At 62.1% G+C, this 20,206-nt stretch carries 23 protein-coding genes; 16 read left to right on the forward strand and 7 right to left on the reverse strand.

Annotation, left to right across the window (positions count from 1 at the left end):
• Window positions 1-34 precede the first annotated feature (34 nt).
• On the reverse strand, window positions 35-2,260 hold the full coding sequence (locus AB4P90_RS17220) for a DNA internalization-related competence protein ComEC/Rec2 (RefSeq protein ID WP_236713041.1): 2,226 nt from the start codon (window positions 2,258-2,260) through the stop codon (window positions 35-37).
• A gap of 135 nt (window positions 2,261-2,395) precedes the next feature.
• Between AB4P90_RS17220 and AB4P90_RS17225 the strand changes: the two genes are divergently transcribed.
• Window positions 2,396-2,911, forward strand: a complete 516-nt coding sequence (locus tag AB4P90_RS17225) for a DUF2062 domain-containing protein (protein WP_003192045.1) — start codon at window positions 2,396-2,398, stop codon at window positions 2,909-2,911.
• Window positions 2,912-2,914: 3 nt separating this feature from the next.
• Here the strand turns inward: AB4P90_RS17225 and AB4P90_RS17230 are convergent, their stop codons facing one another.
• Complete coding sequence (locus AB4P90_RS17230; RefSeq protein WP_014718879.1) at window positions 2,915-4,273, reverse strand: sensor histidine kinase; 1,359 nt, start codon at window positions 4,271-4,273, stop codon at window positions 2,915-2,917.
• A complete protein-coding gene (locus tag AB4P90_RS17235) occupies window positions 4,260-4,988 on the reverse strand; it encodes a response regulator transcription factor (protein ID WP_014718880.1) in 729 nt (242 codons plus the stop codon). Before AB4P90_RS17235 ends, AB4P90_RS17230 begins: the two co-directional genes overlap by 14 nt.
• A 205-nt stretch (window positions 4,989-5,193) precedes the next feature.
• Here AB4P90_RS17235 and AB4P90_RS17240 point away from each other — a divergent pair, with 205 nt between their 5' ends.
• The 4 genes from AB4P90_RS17240 (at window position 5,194) to AB4P90_RS17255 (ending at window position 9,905) form a co-directional block, all read left to right on the forward strand.
• Window positions 5,194-7,947 (forward strand): response regulator, encoded by a 2,754-nt coding sequence (locus tag AB4P90_RS17240; protein WP_019816717.1) that lies wholly within the window; start codon window positions 5,194-5,196, stop codon window positions 7,945-7,947.
• 55 nt (window positions 7,948-8,002) lie between these two features.
• Window positions 8,003-8,992 (forward strand): 2-hydroxyacid dehydrogenase, encoded by a 990-nt coding sequence (locus AB4P90_RS17245; RefSeq protein ID WP_020302959.1) that lies wholly within the window; start codon window positions 8,003-8,005, stop codon window positions 8,990-8,992.
• A 71-nt stretch (window positions 8,993-9,063) separates the two neighbouring features.
• Window positions 9,064-9,504, forward strand: coding sequence for a hypothetical protein (locus AB4P90_RS17250; protein WP_003192054.1), 441 nt, complete (start codon window positions 9,064-9,066; stop codon window positions 9,502-9,504).
• Window positions 9,501-9,905 carry an META domain-containing protein gene (locus AB4P90_RS17255; RefSeq protein ID WP_014718883.1) on the forward strand — a complete coding sequence of 135 codons (405 nt, stop codon included), beginning with the start codon at window positions 9,501-9,503 and terminating at the stop codon, window positions 9,903-9,905. The genes AB4P90_RS17250 and AB4P90_RS17255 overlap by 4 nt, the downstream gene beginning before the upstream one ends.
• 132 nt (window positions 9,906-10,037) lie before the next feature.
• On the opposite strand, the gene AB4P90_RS17260 is transcribed toward AB4P90_RS17255, so the two are convergent.
• Window positions 10,038-10,499 carry a TlpA disulfide reductase family protein gene (locus tag AB4P90_RS17260; RefSeq protein ID WP_003192057.1) on the reverse strand — a complete coding sequence of 154 codons (462 nt, stop codon included), beginning with the start codon at window positions 10,497-10,499 and terminating at the stop codon, window positions 10,038-10,040.
• Between the two features lie 115 nt (window positions 10,500-10,614).
• Between AB4P90_RS17260 and arsC the strand changes: the two genes are divergently transcribed.
• From arsC to AB4P90_RS17275, 3 genes are read left to right on the forward strand one after another with little or no spacing between them, the layout of a single operon-like run.
• Window positions 10,615-10,968: an arsenate reductase (glutaredoxin) gene (gene arsC / locus AB4P90_RS17265; protein WP_014718884.1), complete on the forward strand. Its 354-nt coding sequence runs from the start codon at window positions 10,615-10,617 to the stop codon at window positions 10,966-10,968.
• A 53-nt stretch (window positions 10,969-11,021) separates the two neighbouring features.
• The gene (gene wrbA, locus AB4P90_RS17270) at window positions 11,022-11,579 is read left to right on the forward strand and encodes an NAD(P)H:quinone oxidoreductase (RefSeq protein ID WP_153474968.1); all 558 of its coding nucleotides are present in this window, start codon (window positions 11,022-11,024) and stop codon (window positions 11,577-11,579) included.
• On the forward strand, window positions 11,563-11,967 hold the full coding sequence (locus AB4P90_RS17275) for a DUF2069 domain-containing protein (RefSeq protein ID WP_032902853.1): 405 nt from the start codon (window positions 11,563-11,565) through the stop codon (window positions 11,965-11,967). The genes wrbA and AB4P90_RS17275 overlap by 17 nt, the downstream gene beginning before the upstream one ends.
• A gap of 125 nt (window positions 11,968-12,092) precedes the next feature.
• Here the strand turns inward: AB4P90_RS17275 and AB4P90_RS17280 are convergent, their stop codons facing one another.
• Both AB4P90_RS17280 and ttcA read right to left on the reverse strand, forming a co-directional pair.
• Complete coding sequence (locus AB4P90_RS17280) at window positions 12,093-12,764, reverse strand: DNA-3-methyladenine glycosylase I (RefSeq protein ID WP_014718887.1); 672 nt, start codon at window positions 12,762-12,764, stop codon at window positions 12,093-12,095.
• Between the two features lie 67 nt (window positions 12,765-12,831).
• A complete protein-coding gene (gene ttcA / locus AB4P90_RS17285) occupies window positions 12,832-13,656 on the reverse strand; it encodes a tRNA 2-thiocytidine(32) synthetase TtcA (RefSeq protein ID WP_014718888.1) in 825 nt (274 codons plus the stop codon).
• 362 nt (window positions 13,657-14,018) lie between these two features.
• Here ttcA and AB4P90_RS17290 point away from each other — a divergent pair, with 362 nt between their 5' ends.
• Together AB4P90_RS17290 and AB4P90_RS17295 are read left to right on the forward strand one after the other, a co-directional pair.
• Window positions 14,019-14,621, forward strand: a complete 603-nt coding sequence (locus AB4P90_RS17290; RefSeq protein ID WP_014718889.1) for a Yip1 family protein — start codon at window positions 14,019-14,021, stop codon at window positions 14,619-14,621.
• 128 nt (window positions 14,622-14,749) lie between these two features.
• Window positions 14,750-15,244, forward strand: a complete 495-nt coding sequence (locus AB4P90_RS17295; RefSeq protein ID WP_003192067.1) for a SprT family zinc-dependent metalloprotease — start codon at window positions 14,750-14,752, stop codon at window positions 15,242-15,244.
• 93 nt (window positions 15,245-15,337) lie between these two features.
• On the opposite strand, the gene AB4P90_RS17300 is transcribed toward AB4P90_RS17295, so the two are convergent.
• On the reverse strand, window positions 15,338-16,513 hold the full coding sequence (locus tag AB4P90_RS17300) for a CaiB/BaiF CoA-transferase family protein (protein ID WP_020302957.1): 1,176 nt from the start codon (window positions 16,511-16,513) through the stop codon (window positions 15,338-15,340).
• Window positions 16,514-16,670: 157 nt separating this feature from the next.
• Between AB4P90_RS17300 and tusD the strand changes: the two genes are divergently transcribed.
• The 6 genes from tusD to AB4P90_RS17330 all read left to right on the forward strand — a co-directional run bounded on the left by tusD (window position 16,671) and on the right by AB4P90_RS17330 (window position 20,107).
• A complete protein-coding gene (tusD, locus tag AB4P90_RS17305; RefSeq protein ID WP_003192069.1) occupies window positions 16,671-17,063 on the forward strand; it encodes a sulfurtransferase complex subunit TusD in 393 nt (130 codons plus the stop codon).
• Window position 17,064: 1 nt separating this feature from the next.
• A complete protein-coding gene (gene tusC / locus AB4P90_RS17310; RefSeq protein WP_032902851.1) occupies window positions 17,065-17,415 on the forward strand; it encodes a sulfurtransferase complex subunit TusC in 351 nt (116 codons plus the stop codon).
• The gene (gene tusB, locus AB4P90_RS17315; protein WP_020302956.1) at window positions 17,415-17,693 is read left to right on the forward strand and encodes a sulfurtransferase complex subunit TusB; all 279 of its coding nucleotides are present in this window, start codon (window positions 17,415-17,417) and stop codon (window positions 17,691-17,693) included. Before tusC ends, tusB begins: the two co-directional genes overlap by 1 nt.
• Window positions 17,690-18,025, forward strand: a complete 336-nt coding sequence (locus AB4P90_RS17320) for a TusE/DsrC/DsvC family sulfur relay protein (RefSeq protein ID WP_014718893.1) — start codon at window positions 17,690-17,692, stop codon at window positions 18,023-18,025. Before tusB ends, AB4P90_RS17320 begins: the two co-directional genes overlap by 4 nt.
• Window positions 18,022-19,023: a glycosyl transferase family protein gene (locus AB4P90_RS17325; RefSeq protein ID WP_014718894.1), complete on the forward strand. Its 1,002-nt coding sequence runs from the start codon at window positions 18,022-18,024 to the stop codon at window positions 19,021-19,023. The genes AB4P90_RS17320 and AB4P90_RS17325 overlap by 4 nt, the downstream gene beginning before the upstream one ends.
• 88 nt (window positions 19,024-19,111) lie before the next feature.
• Entirely contained in the window at window positions 19,112-20,107 is a 996-nt protein-coding gene (locus tag AB4P90_RS17330) for a glutathione S-transferase family protein (protein ID WP_060767000.1), read from the forward strand.
• The last annotated feature ends 99 nt before the right edge of the window (window positions 20,108-20,206 follow it).

Here is a 20,206-nt window from a genome sequence, read left to right on the forward strand (position 1 = left end):
GTCTGTCGCGGTTCGAGACCTTGGCAACGCCTGATTACGGTAACGGTTCGCGCCAGAAACGACGTTCGCTGCGCGCAACCGTCGCAGGCACAAACGCCCCCAGGCGCAGGCGCACAGCGCCCTGTTCGGCGCTGTCATACACCCGGCTGCCCAGTGCTTGGTAGCGTTCGAGGACCTGCGGATGAGGATGGCCGAACGTATTGCTGCGACCGCGGGAAATCAGCACAGAGGTGGGCGCCAACCGTTGTACGAAAGGCCAGGACGAAGAACTTCGGCTGCCATGGTGCGGGGCCTGCAGCCAGTCGGTCGGAACCGCCAGCGGGGATGCCAGAAACGCCTGTTCGGCAGCGCGATCAATGTCGCCGGTGAGCAGCAGGCGTTCGCCATTGGCCTGGACGTGCAGCACGCACGACCTCGGATTGCCCTCAAGCCCACCCGCCCACTGCCACAGTTCAAACGACACACCATCCCATTCCCATCGTTCGCCGCTGGTACAGGGCTGGGTGGCGAGAAAGGCTGGCAAGCCCTCGGTTTCGCCGCCCACCACGCGTTTGACGGGCAACCCCCGAGCCACTGCTGCCGCACCACCGGCGTGATCGGCGTCGGCATGGCTGAGCAGCATCATGTCCAACTGCCCTACCCCGAGTTTTTTCAACGACGGCAACACGACGCGCGCGCCGAGGTCGACAGGCCCCGAGCGCGGCCCGGCATCGTAGAGCAAGGTGTGATGGCGGGTGCGCAGGATCAGTGCCTGCCCCTGGCCGACATCCAGTTGCACCACATCGACCTGTCCGTGGGGCACCCACTCCCGGGGCGGGAAAACGGCCATCAACAACATGGGCCAGCCCAACACCCGGAACGGCACCCCTTTGGGCAGCAGTAACACCACTGCGCCCATCAGGCTGACCAGCCAATACGCCAGCGGCACCTCGGGCGGCACCCAGGCCGGCAATTGCCCGGCCAGCAGCGCCAGGCCCTTGAACAATCCGTCCAGCGCGCCGCCGGCCAGCCATAGCACAGCTTCCCCCGCCAGCGGCACCCACAACAACGCCGTGCCCAGCAGCGCCAGGGGCAGCACCACCAGGCTGATCCACGGCACGGCAAACAGATTGGCCACCGGTGCGCTGAGGCTGATGGGCAAACCCAACACCAGCAACACCGGAAACAAGCCAATGGCAATCAACCACTGAGGCCGGGTCCACGCCTGCCAGACGCTCCACGGCCCCAAGCGCCCGCCGAACGCCAGCAACAATACCGCGACCGCCGCAAACGATAACCAGAACCCTACCTGCAGGCTGGCCAAGGGCTCCAGCACCAGCACGCCGTTCAGCGCCAGCAGCAACGGCCACCACAGCCCCAAATGGCGGAAACGCAGACGCCACAGCAACACCAGGCCGACCATCATACAAGCCCGCTGCACCGGCACGCCAAACCCCGCCAGCAGGCCATAACCCAACGCTGCGCCAAAAGCCAGGCCGCACGCCCACGGCAGCCACGGCCAGGTTCGTGGCCAGCAACCATAGCGCGCCAATACCGCGACAAAGCCGTAGATCAAGCCCGCCAACAAGCCGATATGCTGCCCGGAAATCACCAGCAGATGCACCGTGCCCGTGTCCTGCAACACCTGCCAATCCTCAGGCGCCAAGCCGGAACCGTCGCCCAATACCAACGCCGCCAAGCCCGCCTCGCGGCCTTGGGCATCCACCGCCATCACGCGCTGGCGAACAGCATCGCGCCAGGCATTGCGGGCCGGTGCGAGGCGTTCACCATCTTTTACCGTTGCAGTGGCACCGATACGCTGGGCCAGCAGCCAGGCTTCGTGGTCAACTCCATGAAAATTGAGCAGGCCCGCAGGCCGCTTGAGTGTCAGCGCCAGGCGCCAGCGTTCGCCGCTGTTCACCACTGGCCCGCCGTGCCAGGACACGCGGATACGTTTGGGCAGCCGCCCCTTGCGCAACCGGCCGTCGGCCAGTTCAAAGCGCACGCCCGTAACCGTCTGCTGGGGCAAGCCGACCACACGCCCCTCCACCCAACGAGTCTGCCCATCCAGGGCCGGCTGCAGTCGATCATCCAACGCCCGCTGCGCGCTGAAGCAAGCCCAGCTCAACCCCACCAGAAAAAAGGCCAAGGGATAGGACCGAAAAGGCAACAGCATCAAGGCCAGCACCAGCATGGCCAATAACGCGCCGCCGGGCGGCAGGGCCGGCAACCAACGCAACATCAGCAACCCCAGCGCCAACGCCAACATCCCTGTCTTCATGGATCATCCTTTTCCCGTGATCCACTCAGTCTTAGTCGGCTGAACGACAGCGCCTATGATGTTTTGTCACAAAGTCTGAATTTTCTGTTTATAGAATCCGGGCATACTTGCCCCTCGAATTGACCTGGACCCCATATGCCCCGGCGCTTATTCAAACGGTACATGCCAGACCCCAGCAGTATCAGGGAACACAAGTCATTACAGTTTCTTGGCACGCTGCTGCATGACCCCAACCTCTGGCACCTGAACCGGCACTCCGTGGCGCGCGCCATGGCGGTGGGTTTATTTGCGGCGTTTATCCCGATTCCGTTGCAGATGTTGCTCGCCGCAGTGCTCGCGATCTCGGTGCGCGGCAATATGCCCATCGCCATCAGCCTGGTGTGGTTGACCAACCCCATCACCATGCCGGTGGTGTTCATCTGCACCTATATGACCGGCGCCTGGCTGATGAACGTGCCGCCACGCAGCTTGCCCGACAACCTGACGTGGGAATGGATCAGCGGCCAGTTGAGCACACTCTGGCAGCCGTTCCTGCTGGGTTCGGTGGTATTGGGGGTAGTATTGGGCGCCCTGGCCTATTGCCTGACCATGGCGTACTGGCGCTGGTGGGTGGCGCACCAGTGGAAAAAACGCAAACTGCGTAGGCGCTGAGCGCTAACGGGCCAGCAAGTGCAAATGCACACGCAGGCCCTGCCCGGTATTTTCCGCCCATAAGCGACCGCCCTGGCGCTGCACGGCGTTGCGGGCAATGCTCAGGCCCAGGCCGAAACCACCATCGCCGGGCCGCGAGCCGTCCAGGCGGGTAAAGGGCGCGAAGATGCGCTCCAGATCATCCTCAGCAATCCCAGCGCCCTGATCCTGCAGCCAGATATGCCAATAGTCCCCCTCCCGACAGCCGTCGAGTTGCACCCAGCCGCCCTGGGGCGAGTGGCGTACGGCGTTGCGCAGGATATTTTCCAAGGCCTGGGCCAGTGCATTGAGGTTGCCACGCACCCAACTGTCCGCGGGTAACAGGCACGGCAAGCGCGATGCGGGCCAACCGCTTTCAAAACACGCGTTCTCGCGCAAGATGTCCCATAACGCCTGGAGCTGAATGTCTTCCTGGGGCAGCGGCGTTGTTTCGCTGTCGAGCCACGCCAGTTGCAGGCTGTCTTCCACCAGGCGCTGCATGGCGTCGATTTCCCGGCCCAGGCGCTCGCGCAGCTTGGCCGGGTCTTGCTCGCTGTCGCAGGCCACCCGCAGGCGGCTCAAGGGTGTGCGCAGTTCATGGGACATATCGCGCAGCAACTGCTGCTGCAAACGCACGGTGCCCTGCAAGCGTTCGGACATATGGTCAAAGGCGCGGCCCAACTCGCCCAGTTCATCCTGGCGGCTGGTGGCATCGCGAGACATCCGCGTATTGAGTTGGTCCGCACGCCAGGCATTGGCCTGCTCGCGCAATTGATTGAGGGGCATGATCAACAGCCGGTAGAGGCCGATGCACAGCAACAGGGTAAACAGGCCGGGAATCACACCATTGGTGACCACCCGCCAGAACAGTTGATAGCGCCCTGGCATAAAACGCTGCGGCAGCTCGATCACCAGCGACCCCGCGCCAGGGTCGACCGGAAACGGCACCTTCATCCAGGGCAGGCCAATGACATGCCGGCTGACCGGCCAATCCAATCCGCGCAAAAACGTCAGGCGCTGGCTTTCCTTGTCACTCAAGGGCGTGCTGCCCAGGGACTGTAGGTCGTTACCGATCACCCCCACCCAAGTGCTTTCGCGCTCGGCCATCCGCCGCAGCCAGGCGTCCACGCCGGCGCTGCCTTGAGTGCTCCACGCCAGCTCGGCACCCGCGGCATAGCCAGTGAGAATCTCCCGCGACTTGTCCGACAGGTACGCGCTCTGCTGCTCCATGTAGCGGCCCCAGGACCAACTGAGCCAGATCATCAGCAAACAGAAGGCGATCAACAGACAGGCCAGCTTCCAGAACAACGAGTGCCTGCCGGGCAATCGCTCAAAGCCCTTCATCGTGACCGCTCAGCACGTAGCCCTTGCCCCATACGGTGCGTACTTCACGCTCGATGTAACCGATGGCCTTGAGCTTGCGGCGGATCTGGCTGACATGCATGTCGAGGCTGCGGTCATGGGGCGCATACCCGCGCTGCAACACCTGCTGATACAGGAAGGCTTTGCTGAGGACTTCTTCGGCATTGCGGTGCAGGGTTTCCAGCAGGCGGTATTCGCTGCGCGTGAGCCCGGCCCACTGGTCCTGGCAGGACACATCGCAGCGTTCATCATCAAAGTGCAGCACCCGGGCATGTTCAGGTACCGAGGCGCGCGGCGGCTCGGGCCGGCGATCCAGGGCAACGCGGCGCAGGATCGCTTCAATTCGCACGCACAGTTCAACCATGCTGAACGGCTTGGGCAAATAGTCGTCCGCGCCCAGGCGAAAACCGCTGATACGGTCGGCTTCAGCGCCCAGGGCCGACATCAGGATCACGGGCATGGCGTGGCTCTGGCGCAAATGGGTGAGGATCGACAAACCGTCCAGCCCCGGCAGCAGAATGTCCATCAGCACCAGGTCGAAGGCCTGGGCGCGGGCCAGTTGCAGGCCCTGCTGGCCGTTCTGGCACCAGGTCACCTGGAAGCCGCTGCGGCCAAGCTGCTCGTGCACGTAGGCGCCCAACACCGGGTCGTCTTCGATGGTCAGGATACTGGGTAGGCCAACTGCTGCGGGAGTCATTAGCGTCTGCAAGTCATTCTCAATCACTGATTATTCAAGATTAAACGTTCACAGGCAATCGCCACCCGGCGCCGAATGGCCCGAAGATTGCCGCATGTCATTAATTTGCAAGATTCCAGACCGTGCAAATGGCTACACTGCGCAGGTGGCGCGGGCCGGATGCCGGCGTGGATCATTGATAACAACGTGGTAGCAGGAGAGTGGCGTGCTTAGAAGAATGGGGATAAAAGGCCGCGTACTGTTGCTGACCTTATTACCGACCAGCCTGATGGCGCTGTTGTTGGGCGGCTATTTCACCTGGATGCAACTCTCGGAGTTGCAGACCCAACTGCTGCAACGCGGCGAAATGATCGCCGAGCAATTGGCACCCTTGGTGGCACCCGCGCTGGGCCATAAGAACACCGACCTGCTGGAGCGCATCGCGACCCAGTCCCTGGAGCAGCCGGATGTGCGCGCCGTGTCGTTCCTGGCGCCCGACCGTTCGTCCCTGGCCCATGCCGGTCCGACCATGCTCAACCAGCCGCCCACCGGCAACAGTTCGCACCTGTTGCAGCGCACCGGCAATGACGCCACTCGCTATCTACTGCCGGTGTTTGGCCGCCATCGCAACCTGGCGGGCGAGTTGATTCCCGATGAGGCCGACCGTCTACTGGGTTGGGTCGAAGTGGAGCTGTCCCACAATGGCATGTTGCTGCGCGGCTATCGCAGCCTGTTCGCCAGCCTGCTGCTGATCGCCATCGGCCTGATGTGCACCGCCGCCCTCGCCCTGCGTATCAGCCGCACCATCAATTCGCCGATTGGCCAGATCAAGCAAGCCGTGACCCAGCTCAAGGACGGCAACCTGGAGACACGCCTGCCACCCTTGGGCAGCCAGGAACTGGACCAACTCGCGTCGGGCATCAACCGCATGGCCGAAACCCTGCAAAATGCCCAGGAAGAGCTGCAACACAGCATCGACCAGGCCACCGAAGACGTGCGCCAGAACCTGGAGACCATCGAGATCCAGAACATCGAGCTGGACCTGGCGCGCAAGGAAGCCCTGGAGGCCAGCCGTATCAAGTCGGAGTTCCTGGCCAACATGAGCCATGAAATCCGCACGCCGCTCAACGGCATCCTCGGCTTTACTCACCTGTTGCAAAAAAGCGAGCTGTCGCCGCGCCAGTTGGACTACCTGGGCACTATCGAAAAGTCTGCGGATAACTTGCTGGGCATCATTAACGAGATCCTCGATTTCTCGAAGATTGAAGCCGGCAAGCTGGTGCTCGACAGCGTGCCTTTCAACCTGCGCGACTTGCTGCAAGACACCTTGACCATCCTCGCTCCCGCCGCCCATGCCAAGCAGCTCGAACTGGTGAGCCTGGTTTACCGCGACACGCCCCTGGCGTTGGTGGGCGACCCGCTGCGGCTCAAGCAGATCCTGACCAACCTGATCAGTAATGCGATCAAGTTCACCCGCGAAGGCACCATTGTGGCCCGGGCCATGATCGAGGACGAGCAGGAAGACAGCGTGCAATTGCGCATCAGTGTGCAAGACACCGGCATTGGCCTGTCGAACCAGGATGTGCGCGCCCTGTTCCAGGCATTCAGCCAGGCCGACAACTCGCTGTCGCGCCAGCCCGGCGGCACCGGTTTGGGCCTGGTGATTTCCAAGCGATTGATCGAGCAGATGGGCGGCGAAATCGGCGTCGACAGCACGCCGGGTGAAGGTTCGGAATTCTGGATCAGCCTGAACCTGCCCAAGACCCGTGACGACGTCGAAGACCTGCCCGCCGCGCCGCTATTGGGGCGTCGTGTGGCCGTGCTGGAAAACCACGAACTGGCGCGCCAGGCCCTGCAACATCAGTTGGAAGACTGCGGCCTGGAAGTCACGCCGTTCAATACCCTGGAAAGCCTGACCAACGGCATCACCAGTGCGCACCAGACCGAACAGGCCATCAGCCTGGCGGTGCTCGGCGTCACGGCCAACGACATTCCGCCCGAGCGCCTCAACCAACACCTGTGGGACCTTGAACACCTGGGCTGCAAGGTGCTGGTGCTGTGCCCGACCACCGAGCAGATGCTGTTCAACCAATCGGTGCCCAACCCTAACAGCCAATTGCAGGCCAAGCCCGCCTGTACGCGCAAGTTGCGCCGCTCCCTGGCCGACCTGATCAGCCCGCGCCCTTCGCGCAGCGAACCCGGTGAGCCGTTGTCCAGCCGTGCGCCACGGGTGCTGTGCGTGGACGACAACCCGGCCAACCTGCTGCTGGTGCAAACCCTGCTGGAAGACATGGGTGCCAAGGTGCAGGCGGTGGAAAGCGGTTACGCGGCAGTCGACGCCGTGAAGCAGGAAACGTTCGATTTGGTGCTGATGGACGTGCAAATGCCCGGCATGGATGGCCGCCAGAGCACCGAGGCGATCCGCCAGTGGGAAAGCGAACGCCACGGCACGCCGCTGCCGGTGGTAGCCCTCACGGCTCACGCCATGGCCAATGAAAAACGCGCCCTGCTGCAAAGCGGTATGGACGACTACCTGACCAAACCCATCAGCGAGCGGCAATTGGCCCAGGTGGTATTGAAATGGACCGGCCTGGCGCTGCGTAACCAAGGCCCGGAGCGCACCCATGAAGGTGCGGCCCAGGGCGTGCAGCTCTTGGTACTCGACCACGAAGAAGGCCTGCGCCTGGCCGCCAACAAGGCCGACCTGGCCGCCGATATGCTCGCCATGCTGCTGGCCTCCCTGGAGGCTGATCGCCTGGCAATTACCCACGCCCGCGAAGCCAATGACAACCATGCCTTGATCGAGCGCGTGCACCGTTTGCACGGCGCCACCCGCTACTGTGGCGTGCCGCAATTACGAGCAGCCTGCCAACGCGCCGAAACCCTGCTCAAGCAGGATGACGCCAAGGCCATGGCCGCGCTGGACGAACTGGACATGGCGATTGCGCGGCTGGCCAGTGAAGCCAGAGTCAGCGCCTGACCCTGTTTTCATGGGCAACGAATCAACAATGTGTAAATTGCAGGGAGCCTTCTCAATGCGCGTCATTCTCTTCAGCAGCCAAACCTACGACCGCGAGAGTTTCCTCGGCGAACCGCTGCCGGCTGGCCTGGAACTGCAATTCCAACCCGCCCGGCTCAACCTCGATACCGTGGCCCTGGCCGAACACCACGAGGTGGTCTGTGCCTTTATCAACGACGACCTCAGCGCCCCGGTGCTGGAGCACTTGGCCAAGGGCGGCACACGCCTGATTGCCCTGCGCTCGGCGGGCTACAACCACGTCGACCTACCCGCCGCCCAGCGCCTGGGCTTGACCATCGTGCGCGTGCCCGCCTATTCGCCCCACGCAGTGGCCGAGCATGCCGTCGCCCTGATCCTGGCCCTCAACCGTCGCCTGCACCGTGCCTACAACCGTACCCGCGACGGTGATTTCAGCCTGCACGGGCTGACCGGTTTTGATCTGGTCGGCAAAACGGTCGGCGTGGTCGGCACCGGTCAGATCGGCGCGACCTTCGCCAAGATCATGGCCGGCTTCGGCTGCCAGTTGCTGGCCTACGATCCCTTCCCCAACCCACAGGTGCAGGACCTCGGGGCCCGCTACGTGAGCCTGCCTGAACTGTTGGCGAAGGCGCAAATCATCAGCCTGCACTGCCCGCTGACCGCCGACAGCAAACACCTGATCAATGCCCGCTCACTCGCGCAGATGCAAACCGGTGCGATGCTGATCAACACCGGGCGCGGTGGCCTGGTCGACACGCCAGCACTGATCGAAGCGCTCAAGCTTGGCCGGTTGGGCTACCTGGGGCTGGACGTCTACGAAGAAGAAGCCCAATTGTTTTTCGAGGACCGCTCGGACCTGCCCCTGCAGGATGACGTGCTTGCCCGCCTGCTGACCTTCCCCAACGTCATCATCACCGCGCACCAGGCCTTCCTCACCCGTGAGGCCCTGGCGGCGATTGCCGGTACCACATTGGCCAACATTGCCGCGTGGGCCGATGGCCGGGCGCAGAACCTGGTCAAGGGATGATCAGCGGTCACATACCAGGCTCATGATAGGCCGGCACCCGTGATAGGATGCCGCGCCTATTTGGAGGATCCATGGCCGAACACGATTTCCGCTTCAGCTTGCTGAGCCCGCAACATACCCTGATCGAATGCCGTGCCCTGGTGCCGGGCCGTTACCAAGTCACCGGCAACGGTGGTTCGATCAAACATGGCGACGTCCTGATCGTCAGCCTGCGCGGCAGTAAAACCCTGTCGATGCGACTGACCGTCGAAGGTGACGCACGCTACTCCATCCGCCCAGCGGGCCAGTGGGTCGCCATGGCCCAAGGGCCGAAGTTCGGCGAACTGGAGATTCACACCTGGAAGGTCAATTGCGACAGCTGCGACGCCGTGCTGGAGTTTGAATTCGCGGTAGAAACCAAGCTGACCAAGGCACCGCTGCAACCGGCCGCCAACGCGCGTATCAAAGAACTGGGCTGGGCCAGCGAAGGCGATAAGCACCGCTGCCCGAAATGCCAGCAGGCCGCGCAATGAAAGGCCCGCTGCTGCTCGCCGCCATCGGCATGGGCCTGGCAGGCTGCGCTGCCGATGGCGCCAAGCTCGAGCGCGACCACAGCTACGTAGTGGAATGGATCGGTGAGCGGCCGTTGATGGACTACGCGCACCTCACCGTCACCCTGGGCGCCGATGGCCGCGCCTATGGCAATGGCGGCTGTAACCACTGGTTTGCGCCGTACACGGTCGAAGGCGACAAGCTCAGCTTCGGCCCAGTCGGCAGCACCCGGAAAATGTGCGCCGAGGCCCTGATGGAGCAAGAGCATCGCTTCTTCCAGGCCCTGCAAGGCGTGCAGCGCTGGGACATCTCGCCGATCGAGCAGACGCGGTTCTGGCCGGCCGAAGGCAAGCCGATCCGCTTGTGGCTCGAAGAAGGCTGATCTAGGCGCACTCTCCTGTATTAACGCGGTGTCCTCTGGTTCTGTGGGAGCTGGCTTGCCTGCGATGCGGACGACGCGGTGTATCAGGTACACCGCAGCGATGCCATCGCAGGCAAGCCAGCCCCCACAGTTTTATCCTTTCAGCGCCTTGAGCTTGGCCAACACCCCTTCCGCTGTCTGCTCACCCATCAACTGCTCACGCACCTTGCCCTTGTCGTCGATGATGTAGGTCACCGGCAATGCCTCGCTGCGCGGAATCTCGAAGATCCCGTCCGGGTTCTGGGCCAGTACCGTGAACTTGATCCCCAGCTTGTCGCTGGCGGCCTTCAGTTCTTCACCCTGCACATTGTCGAAGTTGACGCCGAACACCCCGACATTCTGGCCTTTCAACTGTTCTGCCAGGGCATTGAGCTCGGGGATTTCCGTGCGGCACGGCCCACACCATTCGGCCCAGTAGTTGACCACCAGCCACTGTTTGTCCAGGCGTTCGGCCGCCACTTTCTGGCCATATTGGTCAACGCCGTAATCGTTACCGCAGCCGCTGAGCAGCAGGGTTGTGATGATCGCCAATGCACCGATCAGTCGCCTTGTCATGGGGTATTCCTTCGCAAAAATGAACGTTGGCTGCGGCCTATCGCCTCTTACGGTTTAAGGACAGGCGCCAGCGCAGGTAGAATACCCGCCACCTTACGCAAGATGCGACCCGCACATGACCGATCTGACGCTTTATCACAACCCGCGCTGCTCGAAATCCCGCGGTGCGCTGGAACTGCTGGAAGCCCGCGGCCTCACCCCGACCGTCGTGCGCTACCTGGATACCCCGCTGGATGCCGCGCAAATCGAGGCCCTGCTGAAAAAACTGGGGATCAGCGCACGCCAACTGCTGCGCACCGGCGAAGACGAATACAAAACCCTGAACCTGGCAGACGCCAGCCTCAGCGACACCCAACTGATCGCCGCCATCGCAGCCCATCCCAAGCTGATGGAACGCCCGATCCTGGCAACCGCCGACAAAGCCATCATTGGCCGCCCACCCGAGAACGTGCTGGAGATCCTGCCGTGACTACGCGCTATGTGCTGGTGTTGTATTACAGCCGTAACGGCTCGGTGAGCGAGATGGCCCGGCAGATTGCCCGCGGTATCGAGCAAGGCGGCATGGAAGCGCGGTTGCGCACCGTGCCGGCGATTTCCACCGAGTGCGAAGCGGTGGCGCCGAGCATTCCCGACGAAGGCGCGCTGTATGCCAGCCTGGACGACCTGAAGCACTGCTCGGGCCTGGCCCTGGGCAGCCCGACCCGGTTCGGCAACATGGCCGCGCCGCTCAAGTACTTCCTCGATGGCACCAGCAACCTGTGGCTTACCGGCGCTTTGGTCGGCAAGCCGGCCGGCGTGTTCACCTCCACCGCCAGCCTGCATGGCGGCCAGGAGACCACGCTGATGTCGATGCTGCTACCGCTGCTGCACCATGGCATGTTGATCACCGGCCTGCCCTACAGCGAGCAGGCACTGCTCGACACCCAGGGCGGCGGCACGCCGTATGGCGCCAGCCACCATTCCGGGCCAGACGGTAAGCGCATGCTCGATCAACATGAAATCACCCTGTGCCGGGCCTTGGGCCTGCGCCTGGCCAAGACCGCCACGCTGTTGGAGAACGGCCGTGGCCAGGAAGCCTAAGGTCCTGCCAACGCGGGAATGGCTGGCGCCGCGGGTCAAGGTGGCACGCGCGCTGAGCCTGCTGGCGTTTTTAGGCCTGGTGGGCTTGTTGTGCGCGTACTACCTGTTGGTCGCCGACCTGCATGGGGCGCGCCCGTGGGTCATCCTGCTGATCGAGTTGGTGCCGCTGCTGATACTTGCGCCAGGCATGCTGATGGGCAGCGCACGCGGGCATTCGTGGATGTGCTTTGTGGTGAACCTGTATTTCATCAAGGGCGCGCTGGCGGCGTATGACCCGAACCGCCAGTGGTTCGGTGTGCTGGAAATGCTGGCGAGCCTGGCGGTGTTTTGCACGGCGTTGCTGTATGTGCGTTGGCGGCATCAGTTGAACCGTCGACTGGCCGATTGACTGATCGTTCCCACGCTCCGCGTGGGAATGCTGCCCAGGACGCTCTGCGTCCCGGGCCTAGTGCAAGGGTGACGCGGAGCGTCACAGGATGCATTCCCACGCGGAGCGTGGGAACGATCAGGTGATCAATGATTCACCGTGTAAGCCAACATCATCGACAACTGACACATCGGCCGCCCACTCTCGGCATGCCACTGGTTGAAGGCGCCCTGCACCGTCGCCAGGTCGCGCAGGCTGGTCGGGGCCTTGTCGACAATCTTCTGCGCATTCAGCGCCGCCACCACGTCATCGCTTGGCACAAAGGTGTCCTTGCCGACCATGCGCAAAAAGCGCGGCGCCGACAGCCCGCCCAGTTGATGGCCATGCTTGCTCAGGTACTTCCAGAGCCCAACGATGTCAGTCACTGGCCAATCGGCGATAAACGCACCGAAGCTGCCTTTTTCCTGCTCGATATCCAGGATCATCTGCGCATTGCGCGGCACACTCTTGAGCTTGCCCAGGTGGCGGATGATGCGGGCGTCCTGCATCAACCGTTCCAAGTGCTCGGCGCCCATCAGCACGACTTTTTCCGGGTCGAAACCGAAGAACACCTGCTCGAACGCCGGCCATTTGGCATCAACCACGCTGTGCTTCAAACCGGCGCGGAACACCCGAAGCGCCAAGGTCGACAGGTAACGGTCATCGGTGATCTTGCGCAATTGCGCCGGGGTCTTGGGCACCGGCAGATGGGCTTCCAACTTGGCCGCCGAACCGAAGCGGTTCAGACAATATTCGTGCAGCCACTTGTAATCGCGCATGCCCTCTCCTGTCAGTCGAATTGAAAACGGCGCCCGCAAGCGCCGTGTACTAGAGCCTCGGGAAGACTCAGAGGTTCACTACATTGACGAAACGCGATGCGGCGGTCTCATCGATTTTCAAGCTGGTGAAGTCAAACAGGTTGCGGTCGGCCAATTGCGACGGGATCACGTTTTGCAGGCTGCGGAAGATACTTTCGGTACGCCCCGGGGTCTTGCGCTCCCAGTCCACCAGCATCTCCTTGACCACCTGGCGCTGCAGGTTTTCCTGGGAGCCGCACAGGTTGCACGGGATGATCGGGAATTGCTTGAAGTCGGAATAAGCCTGGATGTCCTTCTCGTTGCAATACGCCAGCGGGCGGATCACCACGTTGCGCCCATCATCGGCACGCAGCTTGGGCGGCATGGCCTTGAGCGAGCCGTTGAAGAACATATTGAGGAAGAAGGTTTCGACGATGTCATCGCGGTGATGACCCAAGGCCATCTTGGTCGCGCCGATCTCATCGGCAAAGGTATAGAGCGTGCCGCGGCGCAGGCGCGAGCACAGCGAGCAGGTGGTCTTGCCTTCCGGGATCAATTCCTTGACCACCGAGTAGGTGTCTTTCTCGACAATGTGGTACTCCACGCCCAGTTCTTTCAAATAGGCCGGCAGCACATGCTCAGGGAAACCGGGTTGTTTCTGGTCCATGTTGACCGCCACGATCTCGAACTTGATCGGCGCGACCTTTTGCAGGTGCAGCAACACGTCGAGCATGGTGTAGCTGTCTTTGCCGCCGGAGAGGCAGACCATGACCTTGTCGCCGTCCTCGATCATATTGAAATCGGCGACTGCTTCACCGGCCAGGCGACGCAGGCGTTTTTGCAGTTTGTTCTGGTTGACTGTAAGAGTGCCCATGGCGCTTGGATCCGCAAAGGTGTGTGACGAAAAGCGCAGCATTTTACCGGTAAGACTCGCCGAGTTCCAATGTGGGAGCTGGCTTGCCTGCGATAGCGGTGTGCCAGTCAACATCTCTGGTCCGGACAGGCCGCCATCGCAGGCAAGCCAGCTCCCACACTGGATCCCATGAATCCTGACAGACCGCACCGCGATTAGCGTGAGTGTTTACAGCGCAATTTGCTCTAAAGGCCCTACGGTTATTCCGGTCATCCCTTTCTATACTGCGACTTGAGGTCGCACATCTATCCAGACCTTTCAGGCCATTTGGCCCGTGGGCGCTCCGATGGGGGGCGATGGTAATAACGACAGGAGTGACTGGCATGATCCATCACGTCGTGGGGCTGTTTACCCATCCCGACCAGGAATGGCGGGAAATCCGTGGCGATAAAGAAGAAAGCATCAGCCACATGTACCTCACTCATACCCTGATTCTCGCGGCGATCCCCGCCATTTCCGCCTTTATTGGCACCACTCAGGTCGGCTGGGTCATCGGCAACCGCGCCCCGGTGATGCTGACCCAGGAAAGCGCGCTGTGGATGACCCTCATGTCCTACGCGGCCATGCTGTGCGGCGTGGCGGTGATGGGTGCATTCATTCATTGGATGGCCCGCACCTACGACGCCAGCCCAAGCATGGCCCGCTGCGTGGCGTTTGCCACTTATACCGCCACACCCTTGTTTATCGGCGGGCTGGCGGCGCTCTACCCGCATATGTGGCTGGGCATGGTCGTGGGCACGGCGGCGATCTGCTACACGGTGTACCTGCTGTATGTGGGGCTGCCGACCTTCATGAGTATCGACCCGGATGAAGGCTTCCTGTTTTCCAGCTCGGTATTGGCCGTCGGCCTGGTGGTGCTGGTGGCGATCATGGCCTTTACCGTGATCGTCTGGGGCCTGGGCGTCGGGCCGATCTACACCAGTTGAACGAAAAAACCCGCAGGCACGGCCACCGCAAGGTGGCTTTGTGCGTTCTGCATGACCATTCGGCGCCTGACAGATTCGGAAACACCCAGCTTTGCGGCATACTGGGCGTCTCTGGAGATATGTACAGCATGCCCGAGCAACTCAATACCCGCGTCGAAGATTGTTTCCTGCAAGCCGAATCCTTTTTCAAACGAAGCTTCAAACGCCCCCAGGTCAGCCTCAAGCTGCGGGGCCAGAAGGCCGGTGTCGCGCATTTGCACGAGAACCTGCTGCGCTTCAACCCTCAGTTGTACCGTGAAAACAGCCAACACTTTCTCAAGCAAACCGTGGCCCATGAAGTGGCGCACCTGATTGCCCACCAATTGTTTGGCGAGCGTATCCAGCCCCATGGCGAGGAATGGCAGTTGATCATGCGCGGGGTTTATGAGCTGCCGCCCGACCGTTGCCACACCTACGAGGTCAAGCGTCGGCAAGTGACTCGCTATATTTACCGCTGCCCGTGTGCGGACAGTGATTTTCCGTTTTCACCGCAGCGCCATGGGCTGGTGAACCAGGGGCGGCGGTATTTGTGTCGGCGGTGTCGGCAGACTCTGGTGTTCACTGGAGAAACTCGGGTGGAATGAGGGCCTCTTCGCAGGCAAGCCAGCTCCCACATTTTGATTGCGTTCACAGATCCAGATGTGGGAGCTGGCTTGCCTGCGAAAGCGCCCGCTCAGTCAACCTACAACCTTGGCCTGCCGCAATTGCTCTATCCGCTCAATACCGAACCCCAACTCCGCCAGCACCTCATCACTGTGCGCCCCCACCGCCACCCCAATATGCCTAGGCGCCGGCAACCCCTCGGAGAATTTTAGCGGGCAGGCCAATTGCGCTTGTGTCGAGCCGTCACCCCGGGGCACCTGGCTGACTAGCTCCCGCGCCTTCAACTGGGGATGCTCCGCCGCTTCGCTCAAACTCAACACTGGCTCAACACAGGCATCCACCCCGGCAAACAACTCACACAACTCTTCAAAACTGCGCTTCTCGAACTCCACCTGCAACGCCTGTTTGAGCACGGCCTGGCGTTCGGGCGTCACGCTGTGTGCCGCCAGTTCCGGGCGCCCCAAGGCCGCGCACAGCTGCTGCATAAACCCCGGTTCCAAACTGCCCACCGACATCCAGCGCCCATCGCGTGTACGGTAGTAGTCATAGAAACTCCCGCCATTGAGCACATGGTTCTCCCACCCAGGCTCGACCCCACAAGCCAGGTAGCCGGCCCCCGCCATGGCATTCAGACTGAACGAGCAATCGGTCATGCTCACATCCAGGTATTGCCCCACCCCGCTTTGCTGCCTGGCAATCACCGCCGCCAGCAAGCCCACCACGGCATGCAGTGAACCGCCCGCCACATCCGCCAGCTGTACGCCCAGGGGCAACGGGCCGGTGTCCTGGCGCCCGGTATGGCTGGCCACGCCGGCCAACGCCAGGTAGTTGATATCGTGCCCGGCGCGGTCCTTATAGGGGCCGGTCTGGCCGTAACCGGTGATCGACACATAGATCAGCCGCGGGTTGATCGCCTTCAGCGCCTCATAGCCCAGGCCCAGGCGCTCCATGACACCGGGGCGGAACTGCTCGAGCAGGATGTCATGGCCCTTGACCAACTCACGCACAATCTCCAGCGCCTCGGCCTGCTTGAGGTCCAGGGCCAGGCTGCGCTTGTTGCGATTGAGGTAGGCGTGGCTGGCCGAGGTACCACGATCATGGGGCGGCAATACCCGCAACAGGTCCATCCGTGTGGGCGATTCGATACGCAGCACCTCGGCGCCCATGTCCGCCAGCATCAGGGAGGCAAACGGGCCGGGCAGCAAGGTGGAAAAATCCAACACTTTAAGGGACGCCAAGGGACCTGACATGGGGACTCCAGTTGGGTTGCGAATACTCACAGACTAGGCAGCCGGGCAGCTGCCGGCAATCGTCAGAACGATCAACCACAGTGACCGTTTTGATCACGGCGGGCTTTTTCGCGGCGGCGGCTTTATCATTGGCCGACGTTTGTTGGCAGAGTCTTCCATGAAGTTCGCGATTGCACTGTATAGCGCCGCCCACGCGCCCTCCTCGCGCCGCGCCCTGTTGTTCGCCCAGGCGGCGCTGGCCGGCGGGCATGAGATCGTGCGGCTGTTTTTCTACCAGGACGGCGTGTACAGCGCGTCCAATAACATCGTCGCGCCCCAGGATGAGCAAGACATTGCGCGCCAATGGCGCGAGTTTGTCAGCCAGCACCAACTCGACGGCGTGGTGTGCATCGCCGCAGCCCTGCGCCGGGGTGTGCTTAATGCCGAGGAGGCTGCGCGTTACCAACGCAGCGCGGTCAACCTGGAAGCACCCTGGGCGTTGTCGGGCCTGGGGCAATTGCATGACGCGATCCAGGACGCCGACCGCCTGATCTGTTTTGGAGGGCCGTGACATGTCCAGATCCTTATTGGTGATCAGCCGCCAGGCCCCATGGTCCGGGCCGAGTGCGCGGGAAGCACTGGATATCGTGCTGGCCGGCGGCGCGTTCGATCTGCCCATTGGCCTGCTGTTCCTGGATGACGGTGTGTTCCAACTGGCGCCGAACCAAGCGGCCAAGGCCGTGCAACAGAAAGACCTGAGTGCCAACCTGCAGGCCCTGGGCCTGTTCGGCATTGATGACGTGTTCGCGTGCAGCCATAGCCTGACCGCACGCGGGTTGCCGCCGCCTGCCCACGCGCAGGCGCTCGACAGCCAAGCCATTTTCCAGCTGATTGACCGTTACGACCAGGTGATTACCCTCTGATGTCGACTCTACATGTGGTGTCTCATTCCCCGTTTACCGACAGCCGCCTCGACAGCTGCCTGCGCATCTGTGGCACCGAGGACGCTATCCTCCTATGTGGTGACGGAGCCTACGGCCTGCACACGCCCGCCCTGCATACCAAAGGCGTAAAGGTGTTTGTGCTGGCCGAAGACATGCAGGCGCGCAACCTGCCGCTGCCCGACTGGGCTGACAGCGTCGATTACCCAGGCTTCGTGCAACTGTCGATCGACTACGACAAGGTCAACACCTGGCTATGAACACCCTGACCGTCGGCGCACGCACCCTGGAACTGGATAAGGACGGCTACCTCGTCGACCTCAACGACTGGTCCGATGAAGTGGCGAATGCCCTGGCCGCTGCCGAAGCCTTGGAGCTGACGCCGGCACACTGGGAAATCCTCACCCTGCTGCGCCAGTTCTACACCGAATTCCAGCTATCCCCCGCCACGCGCCCGCTGATCAAGTACACCGCCTTGAAGCTGGGCCCGGAAAAGGGCAACAGCCTGCACCTCAACAAACTGTTCAACGGCACTCCCGCCAAACTCGCCGCCAAGCTGGCGGGCCTGCCCAGGCCGACGAATTGCTTATGACCGACTTTGCCCCCCTGACTCTCGTAACGCCCCAAGAGCATCCCTTTGCGCAGTTCGTGCGCATCCTCGGCAAAGGCAAGCGTGGCGCGCGCAACCTCACCCGCGAGGAAGCGCGGGAAGCCATGGGCATGCTGCTCGACGAAAAGGTCGAGGACACCCAGCTCGGCGCCTTCCTGATGCTGCTGCGCCACAAGGAAGAAAGCCCGGAAGAACTCGCCGGTTTCACCGAAGCCGTACGTGAGCGCCTGCACGCGCCAGCGCTGAACGTCGATATCGACTGGCCGACCTACGCCGGTAAAAAGCGCCACCTGCCGTGGTTCCTGCTGGCAGCCAAATGCCTGGCGCAGAACGGCGTGCGCATCCTGATGCACGGCGGCGGCGCCCACACTGCGGGGCGCTTGTACACCGAGCAATTGCTGGACGGCTTGCAGATCCCGCTGTGCCGCGACTGGCAACAGGTCCAGAGCACCTTCGCCCACGGCAACCTGGCATTTATCCCGCTGGGTGATTGGGCCCCACAGCTGCAACGCATGATCGACCTGCGCAACACCCTGGGCCTGCGCTCGCCTATCCACTCTCTGGCGCGCCTGCTCAACCCGCTGAATGCGCGTTGTGGCCTGCAAAGCATTTTCCACCCCGGTTACCAGGGCGTGCATCGCGATGCCAGTGGCTTGCTGGGTGACAACGTGATTGTGGTCAAGGGCGACGGCGGCGAGATCGAGATCAACCCCGACACCCTCAGTCACCTGTACGGCACCACCGGCGGCCAGAGCTGGGACGAAGAGTGGCCCGCCCTCTCAGACCAGCGCCACGTCAAGCCAGCAACGCTTGAGCCCGAGCACCTCAAAGCGCTGTGGCGCGGCGATGTTGAAGACAGCTACCCGCAACTGGCGTTGATCGCCACCATGGCGTTGGCCCTGCGCGGCCTTGGCCACCCACGGCAACAGGCGTTCGAGTTGGCCCAGCAGTACTGGGACGCACGGGATAAATCGATTTAATCGATCATTCACGCCGGTTCTTTGCGCTTTTAGTTCGAACTCATCCCTTTAGACTGGGCTCCAACGCTTATCAGCCAAGGAGCCAGTCATGGGTTTATTGATCGACGGACAGTGGAAAGACCAGTGGTACGAAAGTAGCGCCGATGGCGCTTTCCAACGGGAGCAGGCACAACGCCGCAACTGGGTGACCGCCGATGGCGCGCCAGGCCCGAGTGGTGAAGGCGGCTTCAAGGCCGAGGCCGGTCGCTATCACCTCTATGTATCCCTCGCCTGCCCGTGGGCGCACCGCACCTTGATTCTGCGCAAGCTCAAGGGCCTGGAAAGCCTGATCGACGTCTCGGTGGTCAGTTGGCTGATGCTGGAAAACGGCTGGACCTTCGACAAGGCCCACGGCTCCAGCGGCGACAACCTCGACGGTTTCAACTTCATGCACCAACGCTACACCGCCGATACCGCCGACTATACCGGGCGCGTGACCGTGCCGGTGCTGTGGGACAAAAAGCTCAAGCGCATCGTCAGCAATGAATCGGCGGAGATCATCCGCATGTTCAACAGTGCGTTCAATGCGCTGACCGGCAATACCCTGGATTTCTACCCCCAAGCCCTGCATTCGACCATCGACAGCCTCAACGAACGCATCTACCCCGCCGTGAACAACGGTGTGTACCGCGCAGGTTTCGCCACCTCACAACAGGCGTATGAAAGTGCGTTTGATGATGTGTTTGCCGAGCTGGATCATTTGGAACAGCACCTGGGCAGCCATCGTTATCTGGCCGGCGAGTACCTGACCGAAGCCGATGTACGGCTGTTCACTACGCTGATTCGTTTTGATGCGGTGTACTACAGCCACTTCAAATGCAACCTGCGGCGAATTGCCGACTATGGGAATTTGTCGAACTGGCTGCGGGAGATGTATCAGTGGCCGGGGGTGGCCGAGACGGTGGATTTCGAGCATATCAAGGGGCATTACTATGCCAGCCATCGCACGATCAACCCGACGGGGATTGTGCCGAAGGGGCCGTTGCAGAGGTTTGATACGGAGCATGATCGGGTGCGGCTGCCGGGTAAAGGTGTCTTTGGCTGATCCGGATCATCGGTTGTAATGAGATGGCCTCATCGGGGGCAAGCCCCCTCCCACACTTGGAATGCATTCCAATGTGGGAGGGGGCTTGCCCCCGATGCT

The organism is Pseudomonas sp. B16120, from assembly GCF_044218845.1.
Classification (GTDB): Bacteria; Pseudomonadota; Gammaproteobacteria; order Pseudomonadales; family Pseudomonadaceae; genus Aquipseudomonas; species Aquipseudomonas paracarnis.